Raw genomic sequence first — 13,340 nt, forward strand, 5'->3', positions numbered from 1 at the left:
ACGGCTTTTTGTCTAAAAAACCCGCATAATTTTTGTGATGAAAACCAAATCTGTTTTCTCCCTCCGCTCGCTTGTAGGCCGAGTCCCGAAAGATTCACTACAATAAGGTTATGGAAATTTGGCCTGGAAAACCCTACCCGCTAGGAGCCAACTACGATGGCTCAGGGACGAACTTTGCACTCTATTCATCGGTAGCTACCGCGGTAGAACTGTGTTTGCTAGATGATGAACTAAACGAAACCCGGATCCCTTTGACCGAGGTCGACGCCTCCGTTTGGCACGCTTATCTTCCGGGATTACGCCCTGGACAGCGTTATGGATTCCGCGTTTACGGCCCCTTCGACCCAGCACAGGGACATCGTTGCGATCCTTCAAAGCTCTTGCTTGATCCCTATGCTCGCGCCGTCTGTGGCCAGATTGATGATGATCCTGCGCTCTTCTCATATAGTTTCGATAATCCAGAAGAACGCAATCAGGCGGATTCTAAAGATCACACGATGCACGCGGTAGTGGTCAATCCGTACTTCGATTGGGGTCATGATCGCCCCCCGGGTCATGAATATCATGAAAGTGTTATCTATGAAGCTCATGTTAAGGGCCTAACCCAAACTAACCCTGATATCCCTGAGGAACTTCGTGGCACCTACGCAGCGATTGCTCACCCGGCAACCATCGAATATCTAAAAGAACTGGGTATTACCGCTATCGAGCTTATGCCTTGCCACCAGTTTGTGAAAGACCAGCACTTGATTGCTCAAGGCCTGACAAACTACTGGGGTTATAACACGATTGGTTTCTTCGCTCCGCAGAACACCTATGGTTCTGGAAAGACTCCGGGCTCTGAAGTTGCCGAGTTTAAAGCTATGGTCAAGGCACTCCACGATGCCGATATTGAAGTAATCATGGACGTGGTCTACAACCACACTGCAGAGGGCAACCACCTCGGTCCAACCATCAGCTTCCGCGGCATCGATAATGCTGCCTACTACCGTCTGGTTGATCAGGACCGTGCTCACTACTTCGACACTACCGGTACTGGTAACTCCCTACTCATGCGCTCTCCGGCAGTGCTCCAGCTAATCATGGATTCGCTACGCTACTGGGTTGAAGAGATGCACGTCGATGGTTTCCGTTTCGACTTGGCCTCTACTCTGGCTCGTCAGTTCCATGAAGTAGATAAGCTTTCTGCCTTCTTCGACTTGATCCACCAGGATCCGATCGTGAGCCAGGTTAAGCTCATTGCCGAGCCTTGGGATATTGGCGACGGTGGTTACCAGGTTGGCGGGTTCCCCCCGCTGTGGACCGAATGGAACGGTAAGTATCGCGACACTGTTCGTGACTTCTGGCGCGGCGAATTCTCTACCCTGCCAGAGTTTGCTTCGCGCTTTACCGGCTCTGCCGATCTCTATGAGACCTCTGGCCGTCTACCGGTAGCCTCGATTAACTTCGTGACTGCGCATGACGGTTTCACCATGCATGACTTGGTTTCCTACAACCACAAGCACAACGATGCCAATGGTGAGGGGAATGCGGACGGCGAATCCCACAACCGGTCTTGGAACTGCGGTACGGAAGGCCCCACTGAGGACCAAGCAATCCTCGCTCTGCGCCAGCAGCAGCACCGCAACTTCCTGGCAACTCTTATGCTTTCTCAGGGCGTCCCGATGCTCGCCCATGGTGACGAATACGGTCGCACCCAGTCCGGTAATAACAATGTTTATTGCCAGGACAATGAGCTCTCTTGGATGGCTTGGGATCGTAGCGAAAGCGAACTATCCTTGTTGGATTTCACCAAGCGGCTGATTCATTTACGTCGCTCCCACCCGGTATTCCGACGCCGTCGCTTCTTTAAGGGTGCAGCTTCCCGAGGTGGCGAATCGGACTGGCGTGAGATCGAGTGGTTTAATCCCTCAGGCGAGCACATGCGTGAAGATGAGTGGCAGCAGGCTTACGCCCGTGCGCTGATGATCTTCCTCAATGGCCACGCCATCACTGAGGTTGACGCCTATGGTCGCGCGGTTGAAGACGATTCTTTCCTACTGCTGTTTAACGCAGCTTCGGAACCGGTTGATTTCACGCTGCCGGATCGCTCAGTTTCTGATTCTTGGCGCGTAGTGCTCAATACTACGGATGATTCAGACGATTCTGTCCACGTGGAGGGATCGACTGTCACGCTTCCGGCGCATTCGACTGTTGTCCTTGTCGAAGTTGCCAACACGGAATCTGAATAAGTTCTAGCTAATTAGGTGGGGGCTCCGATTGATTTCGGAGCCCCCACCTAATTGCTATTTACAAGGTTTTCCAGAACTACTTCAGATAACTTCAGCGTTCCTGACTGGATAGTACTTCTTGAACTTGAGACGTTGCTTGAAGGTAGAACCATAAACGTAGAACATCCGCTTCACTCCCCTATCCGCGGAGTAGTTTAGCGGGTGCACAATCCGGTCCTTAGGCAGGCTCGAGATCATGCGGCGGTCCTCCTCGTCAATATAACGACTGAGCAGGAAAGCATCTACTAGGCTATAGAGTGCCTCTTGTTCCACGCCCTGGAATCGAGGATCTGCTACCTCGAAGATATCTTCCATGACAGCCAATGACGGATGGGATCCGCCGGCCACCGTGTAGTAGGCATTGCGTCCAATGCGGGGGTTAACTTCTAGGAAGTAGGGCTTGTCAGACACACTGTCTACCTTGATATCGAAGTTTGCAAAACCGTAGTAGTCAACTGATTCTAGGAGTTTCTTGGCCTGTGCCATCAGCTCTGGCATTTCTTGGGTCACCATCGCTAACGGCACACCAATCAAACCGGGAGCGTGGTCCTCAAGTAGAACCCGTGCGCCCGACATTAAGGTAACTTCTCCCCGACGGTTTACGTAGGCGGTTAGGGAACGCATCGTGGTGTCGTCGCCATTGATCTTTTGTTGGAAGACGAATTGGCCCTGGAATCCAGCCTGTTGGAGGGTTTGGATCAGCTGATCAACTTCGGTCTGATCGGCAAGTTGGAAAACTTTCTTTTGGCCTTCGAACTTAACGTTCTCATAGTCAGCAGATAGGGCTGGTTTCGCAATTACGGGGAACTCAAGTCCGGCTTCAAGTGCGTTGAGCTGGGGGTTTTCTTCGGCCCCGAACTGTACTCCGATGGTTTTAGGGGTAGGAATTTCAAGCTGTTCACAGAGCTCTGCGAAACCCACCTTGTCGGAAATCCGTTCATAGGTTTTGAGCGGCGGGATCACCAGTTCGTAAAGCGATTCCAGTTCGTCCTTTGCTTCGCAGAGGGCTTCGACTAAATGGTCGGTATTGCATAGCAAGATGGTTTTTTCGTTGCCGGCCCGTAACTCTTCGGCATGCTCGATTAGGTAGTCAATGTAGTCTCGTCGGGTAACGTCAAGGCCAATCTCATGTACGTCTAGGATTTTCGAGTCTTTGATCGGACCAAAGGCAGCACGCGCCACAATCTTGGGACGAATTCCGTAGCACTGGTGGAAGTCTCGACCTAAAGCATAAATCCCGGTATCGGAGCCTAGCATCACCAGTCCAATATTCTTGGTGGAGGTAAGCGTGCCACGGGCCTCATTCATCTTATTCGTTCCCATCTTGTGCCTTCTTTCATTTAGATACCTGCATTTTATCGGTTTTTCTTCGGCACACTTGTTCACAGCGCGGCGTGGCAACTATGGGACGTGCTTTAATCGCAGTATCTTTCCTGTGTGAATCAGAAAAATATGCCGCCTGCGGACTTCTTGTCAGCGCTCCGCTCCCTCCGTGAAGCGCGGATGAGTTCTGATTTTTCATACGAGGAGGTACCAGCTCCACGAAATATTGCACCTTTTTCTGCCGCTTTAAGTCTTCAAACGAGGGAGAATTCGGATCATCCCACCCACGGCCGTTTTCTAGTTTTTTATAATCCTGAATGGGTCGAAGAATGGCAGGGGAATTTCCGCATTGTCATGATGATTTCGGCGGTTACTGATGATGAAATTGCCGCCGATCCCGTGATCAAGCAGGTGGCCTGGGATTGGTTGCATGAGGCTTTGGATGGTTCTGGGGCAGGTGCTTCGAATCTATCTGGTACCGTGACCATCGAATCTTCTCAAAGCTTTGGTGCGTTAAGACCACAAGCTCCAGTTTCTAATATTGATATGCGGGCCTCCTGGACTCCAGCGTCAACGGATCTAGCACCGCATCTCGAAGCCTGGGGCATTCTTGCGACTTTCTGCGAGGGTGATGAGCCCACTTCTCCCCTCTATCCGGTTCGTGATTTGAGAAGCACCCATCATCATGTCTGATAGTTCTAAAAATCTTTCTGAGTTTCGGCTGGTAAAGGTCCCTACGCGTGGCGTTCCGGATCCGGTGGATACTGCTACGGCTTTAAAGTCTGTTAGTGAGGCAGTGTTAGCAGAACCGGGACCGGTCGCCGTGGACGCCGAGCGAGCTTCAGGATTTCGTTACGGTGAACCTACGGTTCTGGTTCAGTTAAAGGTGGCCGGGGGCCAGACCTTCCTCTTAGATACCATCGCGGTTGAAGATCTAAGTTCACTTCAAGCTTCTGTTGGCCAGCAAGAGTGGATTTTGCATGATGCTGATCAGGATCTACGAGGAATTGCGGAGCATGGTTTACGTCCGGCGAAGGTCTTCGATACTTCAGTTGCAGCTCGACTTATTGGGCTACGACGTTTTGGTTTGGCGGCGGTTTGCGAGCAACTGCTTGGGTTGACTTTGGATAAGGACCATCAGCGCGCTAACTGGGCGACTAGACCTCTCCCTCAGGATTGGCTTCGTTACGCTGCTTTGGATGTGGAGTTACTGCATCAGTTACGTGAAATTCTGCTAGAGCGTTTGAACGACTTGGACCGTCTTTCATGGTTTGAAGAGAGCTGTGAAGCCATTCGCCTTGCCGGTCCGCGTGCGCCGAAACCTGATCGCTGGCGAAAAGGCGCCCATGGGGTTTTGCGTTCCCCTCGGGAATTTGCACTTTTGAAGGAGCTTTGGGAGGTACGAGACGATGCTGCTAAGGAGCTTGATGTCTCTCCTTCGAAGCTTGTAAATACTAAGGCACTGGTGGCCGCTGCTGCCCAGCATCCTCGTAACCGCCGCGATCTGGGGAAGATTCGTGCCTTCCGTTCTCCTTTAGCCCGTCAGTATGAGGAGCGTTGGCTTGCTGCAGTCGAGACTGTCCGTTGGCTACCTCCTGAGGAGCTACCGCCGGTAAAACCCGCTTCTTCACCGTCATATATTCCCATTTTTGGTAGTAAGGATGAGCTTAAGGATGCTGCTAGCCGCGGTTTCGATAGCTTGAAAGCAAAGCTAAATCGTTTAGCAACCGATCTGGATATTGAGTCGGTTCTGATTGCGACTTCAGCACAGATCAAACACTTGGCATGGCTACGGGCGGACTATGCACTTTCAGATGAAGCGCCTGATTATGCTGCGGAAATGGAAGAGCTGGGCTTGCTTCCATGGCAGCAAGCCCAGCTTCTCAAGTTACTTTAGTTTTCTTTCTTCAGAGTCTCAGTAGGTTTCGATACCGCGACTTCTAAAGACCTGTCGGATGCTTTCGACCGACTCCTTCGAGGGCGGTTGCACATCTTCGAGTTGGTATTCGTACCCTAGCTCGCGCCATTTGTCTCGTCCCATTTGGTGGAATGGGAGTACCTCTACGCGCTGCACGTTTTCCCAACGGCTAACGATGTTGGCGACGGCTTCCACATTTTCAGGGGCATCGGTGAGACCTGGTACTACGACGAAACGGATCCAGATTTTCTTGCCCGCAGCGTTGAGTCGATCGCCGAAGTCGATCGTAGGCTGTAGGTCGCGTCCAGTGGTACGTCGGTAGGTTTCGGGGATGCCTGACTTAACGTCTAGGAGCACGAGGTCTAGGTCGGCCATCATTTCATCGGTGAGGTTCCTACCTAGGAATCCTGAAGTATCGATACAGGTGTGGACACCCATGTCTTTTGCTCCCCGTAACAGCCAAGCTACGAATTGTGGTTGCATTAGGGGCTCGCCACCGGAGATTGTGATGCCACCTCCGGAGGAACGGAAGATGGGTACGTAGCGACTGATGCGAGAGAGCAAGTCTTCTGCGCGTACTGGCTCTCCGTCTTTCATTTTGAAAGTATCGGGGTTATGGCAGTAGAGGCATCGCAATGGGCAACCGGCTAGGAAGATGGTCATGCGGGTGCCGGGGCCGTCTACTGCAGTAACGAGCTCCCAGGAGTGGATTGATCCAAGTTCGCCGCGCCGTACCGCTTCTAGGTGTTCCCGTCGATCCATGAGGGGGGCTCCGGCGATTCCGGCTGTACCAGCGCCTTTAAGGCGTGGCACTTCGTAATCTAATGGTTGTGGTCGATATTCACCGGTTGAACCGTCAGAGTATCGAGTGGCGTCGAAACGCACCTCTTCCATGGCTTCTCCATTCTGGGTTTTTAGTAACTATCCTAGGATAGATCAAAATGATTATGGGCCCGGCATGAACCGGGCCCATAATGCTAACTAGTTTCTAAGCAGCGGCTCAGAGGTCACCGTGGAAGGTACGGGAGATGACGTCTAGCTGCTGTTCGCGGGTTAGGCGAACGAAGTTAACAGCGTAGCCAGAAACGCGAATGGTTAGCTGGGGGTACTTCTCCGGGTTTTCCATTGCATCGTATAGGGTGTCGCGGTTTAGCACGTTAATGTTTGCGTGGTATAGACCCTTTACGCCACCGTTATCGTCACGGGATTCGCGCATCGAGGCTAGACGCTCTTCGAAAGTTTTGGTTGCCATTATATGGTCTCCTTGATTTGTTATTGAACTTTTTGAGTGTTTAGATCACGCCTGCGGAATGAATCCCGCATCCATGATGCCGACTAGGTTCTTGATCTGTTCGTCAAGGGTGCGGCCCAAGCCAGACGGCGTGATGGTATTCGTTAGTGAGATACCGTCAAGGGCGTCGTCGTAGTCGAGCTTACCCACGGACATCATGGATGCAAGCATGCCATGGGTGTCCATCCCGTTCTCCGGGTTTGCACCAGGAGCGAAGGGAGTACCCGCCTTGTGACCGGACGGGAAGGAACCAGTTGCCTTACCGTATACCACGTTAGAGGTAATGGTAAGCACCGACTGGGTCGGGATTGCGTCACGGTACATGGGGATAGCTTTAATCTTTGACATGATAGTGTGAACGACAGTAGCAGCGATGTCGTCTGCACGGTCATCGTCGTTACCGTAAACCGGGAAGTCACCTTCGGTCTTGTAGTCCACTACCAAGCCAGTTTCGTCACGAATCGGGGTTACCTTTGCGTAACGGATTGCGGATAGAGAGTCAGCAACAATTGACAGACCTGCAATACCACAACCCATGGTGCGAACGATCTCAGAATCGTGTAGCGCCATTTCGATTGATTCGTAAGCGTAACGATCGTGGCAGAAGTGAATGATGTTAAGAGCTTCTACGTAGGTGCCGACTACCCAGTCAAGCATGTCTTCGTACTTGGCCCAAACTTCTTCGAAGTCTAGCGGGCCATCGCCCTGAACGGGTTCGTATCCGTTTACCACCTGCTTGCCGGACATTTCGTCGCGACCACCGTTGATGGCGTAGAGCAGTGCCTTGGCTGCGTTAACGCGAGCGCCGAAGAACTGCATCTGCTTACCAACCTGCATCGGGGAAACACAGCATGCGATAGCAGCATCGTCGCCCCAGTGTTCACGGATCTGCTCATCAGCTTCGTACTGGACAGAGGAAGTTTCAATGGAGATCAAGGCGCAGAAGTCCTTGTATCCCTGAGGCAGAGCCTTGTTCCAGAATAGGGTGATATTCGGTTCCGGAGCAGGTCCTAGGTTACGTAGGGTCTGCAATAGACGGAAGGAGGTCTTGGTGACCAAGGTACGTCCGTCCTGACCCATACCACCATCAGACCAGGTGGCCCAGTAGGGATCACCGGAGAAGATTGCATCGTAGTCGATGGTGCGTAGGAAGCGTACGATACGTAGCTTGATAACTAGCGCATCGATGATTTCCTGTGCTTCATCTTCAGTTAGAATACCGCGCTTGAAGTCACGTTCGAAGTAGGAATCGAAGAAGCCGGATAGACGACCGATAGACATGGCCGCACCGTCCTGAGACTTAACAGAGGCTAGGTAGCCAAAGTAGGTCCACTGGACTGCTTCCTTAGCATTGGTTGCCGGACCGGAAATGTCGAATCCGTATGAAGCAGCCATGTTCTTCAGCTTCTTCAGAGCCTTGATCTGCTCTGCGTGCTCTTCACGGTAGCGACACCAGTGCTCGCTGAACGGCTTGTCAGCAACAAGGTCCTTATCCTTCTGCTTCTCTTCGATGAGCTTATCAACACCGTAGAGGGCAACACGACGGTAGTCACCGATGATGCGGCCACGGCCGTATGCGTCGGGAAGACCGGTAATGATGTGAGAAGAACGTGCTGCACGGATGCGCGGGGTGTAAATATCGAAGACCGCATCGTTGTGGGTCTTACGGTACTGAGTGAAAATCTTCTTGATTTCCGGATCGGGCTCCTTGCCCGCTTCACGGATAGCGGTTTCAACCATGCGCCAACCACCGTTGGGCATCATTGCACGCTTTAGGGGAACGTCGGTCTGTAGACCAACGATGACGTCATCGTCTTCGGAGATGTAGCCTGCACCAAATGCATCAACATCTGCCGGAGTCTTGGTATCAACGTCGTAAACACGCTTTGCTCGTTCTACAGAAAGATATTCTTTCTCTAGGGTTTCCCAGGTCCGCAAAGTCTTTTCAGTCGGGCCCGATAGGAAGGACGCATCACCTTCGTAGGGGGTGTAGTTCAACTGAATAAAATCACGAACATCAATGTTCTCGCACCAGTTACCTGGCACGAAACCCTCCCATGCTTCGGGTAGAGCGGCGGATTCTTCCACCTGAGCAGTGTCGTCTTTAGCCATTTAGTAACTCCTCAATATGGGGACTATTTTGTCCTTCTTCAAGGTTACGCCTCATTGCTCAAAGAACCAGCATTTGCGCCTGTAACGAAAATCACATCAGTGCAAAAAGTTGAACTACAAGTTCCTTAAATCACCATTTTTGGGCACTTTAAGGGACTATAGTCCCATTAGATTGTAGGACCTCAGGCCCGCCTCTTAGGATTTAAGACCCTGACGAACCAGCTCAATTACCTTTTCAACGGTCAGATTTGAAGCCTGCCAGAGATCATCACGCGACTGTTGTTGCCAAAATCGGGAACCAATACCCAAATTGCTCAAAGAAGGCATAGATTTTTGGTCTAGGTTAGTCGATAAGCTATCTCGTAATGCAGAACCATATCCGCCCTCTAATAGGCCATCTTCAAGGGTAATAACATGATCAAAATTACCCAGATAAGCTACCAAATCAGAAGCGATCGGATAAATCCACTCAGGGTCTATAACCTCTACGACATTGCCCTCTTCGCTTAGTTGCATCGCCGCCTCCCTAGCGACTTTCACTAGCGGACCGAGCGCAACAAGGGCGATCCGAGCGTTCTGTGCTCTGTCTTCCTCGCTTTTAACGTCCTCATGAGCAAAGCTAATCAAAGAGAAGGACGAGTTCACATCGTCACTCCCCCGCTCGATTACCGAGTAGTCTTCCGGCACAGCCCCTTTAGGATAGCGAATTACAGTAAGTCCTTCGTCATCTGAGGTTGCTTTCTGCAGTGCCTTACGGAGCGTCGTAGCGTCCCTAGGAACAGCCAGTTTTATCCCCGGGATCATCCGCAACATGGCCAGGTCCCACATTCCGTTATGGGAGGCGCCATCGTCACCGGTTGCCCCAGCACGGTCAAGAACGATCGTAACGGGCGCCTGATGAAGAGCAATATCCATCAGGACCTGGTCAAAAGCGCGGTTCAAAAACGTTGCATAGACGGCAAAAACCGGATGGTAACCGCCGAAAGCCAAACCAGCACACATCGTGGCTGCGTGAGCTTCAGCGATCCCCACGTCGAATACCCGTTTGGGGAATTCCTTCGCCATTGGGCCCAAACCTACCGGAGCCATCATGGCAGCAGTAACACCAACCAAACGCTTATTCTTGCGGGCAAGAGTAAGCATCTCTTCCGCAAAAACACTAGTCCAACCGAAGCGAGAAGGAGCTACTGGTAGACCGGTTTCTGGATGAATAGCACCCACAGCATGGAAGCGATCAGCGGCATCCTGCTCTGCCGGGGTAAAGCCACGGCCCTTTTCGGTCCTCACATGAACAATCACTGGAGCTTCAAAGTCTCGTGCCTGTTTTAAGGTCAGTTCCAGCTGTTCAAGATTATGCCCGTCAATCGGGCCAAGGTATTTCAAGCCTAGATCCTCAAACATAACCTGCGGAGCTAGGAAATCCTTCAAACCACGTTTAAATGAGCGAAGGGTTTCGTAGGCTGCCTCGCCCGGACGTCCAGCTGACATCAATGCCTGCTTGACATGCGAGAGGGTCTTTTCATAACGCGGATCAGTCCGAAGCATGTTGAGGTGGTTTGAAAGTCCACCGATAGTTGGTGCGTACGACCGGCCATTATCGTTAACGACAATGACTAGTTTTTGTGCGTCTCCGGTAGCAATATTATTAAGCGCTTCCCACGCCATGCCGCCTGTTAAAGCGCCGTCACCAATGACCGCCACAACGTGGTTTTGGTTTTTATCAAGACGCTGTGCCGAAGCAATCCCATAGGCCCAAGAAAGCGCTGTCGAAGCGTGGGAGTTTTCCACGATATCGTGACTAGACTCCGCTCTTGACGGGTAACCAGAGAGCCCGTCTTTCTGCCTAAGTTTGGAGAAGTCTTGTCTTCCAGTAAGGAGCTTGTGCACGTATGCCTGGTGGCCGGTATCGAATACCAGCGCGTCCTCGGGTGAATCAAAAACCCGATGTAGAGCAATGGTAAGTTCAACGACGCCCAAGTTAGGACCAAGGTGTCCCCCGGTACGAGAAACTGAAGCAACCAGATACTCGCGAATTTCCTTCGCTAAGACCGGCAGCTGTTCGGGAGTAAGACCTTTTAAATCCTCAGGATCATGAATCTGGCGCAGAAGCTCACCCGGCTTTGGAAAATCTCCGTTTGCCTGCGGCATCGACCCCTCCTGCTGAGCTTCGTCACTGAACGGTTTTAACTAACTTTAAGTTAAAGAATAACCGTTACAGAATACCTTAGGAAAGCGTCGCACGTGAATTCGTACCGGCGAGTATTTTCTTCCCTTCGCTTCGCTACGTCTCAGCCATGCTTCCCAGAAACGATTTCTCACCTTATACCCAAAGGCCCATCTATTAGTTTTCAGCTTTACTAACTTCATTTCTCAAGCGCTTTTTGTCGCTCCCAATGGAAATTGTGACCTGTATTCAAGTACCCTTATAGGAAACTTTACCGGCAATGAAAGGCGGTCATCATGAAGTCCCTTACCCCGGCACCATTCGGAACTTGGGAGTCGGCGTTGACTCCCGCAACGCTGACCTCGCGACGGGTACAGATTTCCGGACTCCGGATCGATGGCGTTGATACTTATTGGGTTGAACACCGCCTGAATGAAGGCGGACGCCACGTCCTGCTAAAGCGTAGTCCCAATGGCGTGACGGGTGAAGTTCTCCCCATGACGCCTTTCGACCAGTTGATGGACGTGCGGACAAACGTCAATGAATATGGTGGCCGCGCCTATGCGGTAGCCGATGGTTTGATTGTCGCTAATCAAATTTCGGATGGCCGTGTTTACCGCTTTGATCAAAACGACCCAATTCGTTCCTTGGTTCCGCTAACCAGCGGTGTCAATAAGCGATATGGCGATTTCGAGTTGGACCTAACCCGCGGGCTAGTCTATGCCGTGGAAGAATCCCACCAAGAAGGGGTTAATAACCGCTTGGTTGCAATCCCGCTTGATGGTTCGGCAGCTCGTGACGAGGATGCGATTATCGAGATTTTCGGCGATGCTGACTTCGTGGCTGCCCCAGCGCTCAGCCCTGATGGTTTGGGCCTAGCTTGGATCAGCTGGGAGCATCCGCACATGCCTTGGACTCAGTCGGCGCTCCATGTAAGCCGCTTGACCTTCGAAGGTCGAGTCAGCGCCCACCATCTCCTTGTGGATCTACCTGAGGTCTGTGTTTTCGAACCGCGTTGGTCGCTCAACGGCGATCTGGTCCATATCGACGACACTGCTGGCTGGTCCAACTTCTACCGGACAGAAGGCTTTGATTTTGAAGCTGAGGACGAGGAAGGTTGGATTGCAAAGCTTAAGACTCGCGTCCTACACCCGGCTCCAAAAGCGTTCTCAACTCCGCATTGGCGCCTTGGTTTGCACACCTATGACAACTATTCAGCAGATGAGATCGCTTGTTCTTGGATGCAGAATGGCAGTAAACGCTTGGGTGTGATGAACCTGAAGAATGGGCAGCTGGAAGAGGCCGAGACCCCTTGGCACCCCAGCGGGAATGTCGCTTGCGATCAGGGACGTTTGGTCTTCCTTGCTGATTCTGAACTAGAGCCGCCCTCGATTGTAGAAATTAAGGACGGCAAGGCCCTTGTACTTCGTGATAGCGCAGATCTAAGGATGGACCCCCGAGACGTTTCCGTGGCACAACCCGTTTCGTGGCGGACTTCCGATGGGCAAGTCGCCTTTGGGTACTTCTACGAGCCCCGCAACGCACGTTACTTGGCACCCCAGGGATCATTGCCGCCGGTAATCGTAAATGTCCACGCGGGTCCCACCTCCGCTGCTCGTACGGGTCTTTCATGGGAGGTCCAGTTCTGGACACAACGAGGATTCGCATACTTGGATGTCGATTTCCGCGGCTCTACCGGTCATGGAAAGCCCTACCGTGAGGTCCTGAACGGCAACTGGGGCACCATGGATGTCCAGGACGTCCGTGAAGCCTTGGATTATGTGGTTTCTCAGGGGCTAGTTGACCCAGATCGGGCCGTGGTTCGTGGCTTCTCTTCAGGTGCCTTCACTGCGGTGAACGCGCTTCGTCAAGACTCTCGTTTTAAGGCCGCTAGCGCAGTTAGTGGCTACTGGGATTTGCGTACCCTTAAGGACCGTACCGCCAAGTTTGAGTCTTACCTTGTCGATCGTCTAGCTAGCGATAATGAGGAAACCCTAGAGCGGGTCTCTCCCCTATCTCACCCTGAAGAGTTTGCGGGTTCTTCCCTATTGCTCTTCCAGGGCACGGTTGATGGACTTTCTTCCTTGGCAGAGACCGAAGAGTTTGCCAAGCGTCTGGAAGCTGCCGGAGTTGACTGCCAGCTTGAGGTAATCCCAGGCGAAGACCACTACATGCAATCGAAGGCTTCGGTAGAGAGGATCTTCGAGGTCGAACTTGACTTCTACCGTCGAGTCCTTGGCCTGTAGTCCAGCAGCTATCTAA

General features: G+C 52.1%; 9 protein-coding genes. 4 read left to right on the forward strand and 5 right to left on the reverse strand.

The window, feature by feature from the left end; translation table 11 throughout:
• Positions 1–110 precede the first annotated feature (110 nt).
• Complete coding sequence (gene glgX, locus BSR28_RS04395; RefSeq protein WP_073713449.1) at positions 111–2,231, forward strand: glycogen debranching protein GlgX; 2,121 nt, start codon at positions 111–113, stop codon at positions 2,229–2,231.
• Positions 2,232–2,312: 81 nt separating this feature from the next.
• Here glgX and BSR28_RS04400 read toward each other — a convergent pair whose 3' ends face one another.
• Positions 2,313–3,593, reverse strand: a complete 1,281-nt coding sequence (locus BSR28_RS04400; protein WP_083563031.1) for a carboxylate--amine ligase — start codon at positions 3,591–3,593, stop codon at positions 2,313–2,315.
• Positions 3,594–3,707: 114 nt separating this feature from the next.
• Here BSR28_RS04400 and BSR28_RS04405 point away from each other — a divergent pair, with 114 nt between their 5' ends.
• Both BSR28_RS04405 and BSR28_RS04410 read left to right on the forward strand, forming a co-directional pair.
• Positions 3,708–4,286 carry a DUF3000 family protein gene (locus BSR28_RS04405; protein ID WP_143237573.1) on the forward strand — a complete coding sequence of 193 codons (579 nt, stop codon included), beginning with the start codon at positions 3,708–3,710 and terminating at the stop codon, positions 4,284–4,286.
• Positions 4,279–5,490 (forward strand): HRDC domain-containing protein, encoded by a 1,212-nt coding sequence (locus BSR28_RS04410; RefSeq protein ID WP_073713451.1) that lies wholly within the window; start codon positions 4,279–4,281, stop codon positions 5,488–5,490. The genes BSR28_RS04405 and BSR28_RS04410 overlap by 8 nt, the downstream gene beginning before the upstream one ends.
• Positions 5,491–5,508: 18 nt before the next feature.
• Here BSR28_RS04410 and pflA read toward each other — a convergent pair whose 3' ends face one another.
• The 4 genes from pflA to dxs all read right to left on the reverse strand — a co-directional run bounded on the left by pflA (position 5,509) and on the right by dxs (position 11,062).
• Positions 5,509–6,405: a pyruvate formate-lyase-activating protein gene (pflA, locus tag BSR28_RS04415; protein WP_073709860.1), complete on the reverse strand. Its 897-nt coding sequence runs from the start codon at positions 6,403–6,405 to the stop codon at positions 5,509–5,511.
• A gap of 106 nt (positions 6,406–6,511) precedes the next feature.
• Positions 6,512–6,763: an autonomous glycyl radical cofactor GrcA2 gene (gene grcA2 / locus BSR28_RS04420; protein ID WP_073709859.1), complete on the reverse strand. Its 252-nt coding sequence runs from the start codon at positions 6,761–6,763 to the stop codon at positions 6,512–6,514.
• Between the two features lie 45 nt (positions 6,764–6,808).
• Positions 6,809–8,914, reverse strand: a complete 2,106-nt coding sequence (locus tag BSR28_RS04425) for a pyruvate formate lyase family protein (RefSeq protein WP_073709858.1) — start codon at positions 8,912–8,914, stop codon at positions 6,809–6,811.
• Positions 8,915–9,109: 195 nt separating this feature from the next.
• Entirely contained in the window at positions 9,110–11,062 is a 1,953-nt protein-coding gene (gene dxs, locus BSR28_RS04430; RefSeq protein ID WP_073713452.1) for a 1-deoxy-D-xylulose-5-phosphate synthase, read from the reverse strand.
• A 312-nt stretch (positions 11,063–11,374) separates the two neighbouring features.
• On the opposite strand from dxs, the gene BSR28_RS04435 reads away from it, so the two are divergent.
• Complete coding sequence (locus BSR28_RS04435) at positions 11,375–13,324, forward strand: alpha/beta hydrolase family protein (protein ID WP_073709856.1); 1,950 nt, start codon at positions 11,375–11,377, stop codon at positions 13,322–13,324.
• Positions 13,325–13,340: the final 16 nt, after the last annotated feature.

Origin of the sequence: Boudabousia liubingyangii, from assembly GCF_001907245.1 — a bacterium.
Taxonomy (GTDB): Bacteria; Actinomycetota; Actinomycetes; order Actinomycetales; family Actinomycetaceae; genus Boudabousia; species Boudabousia liubingyangii.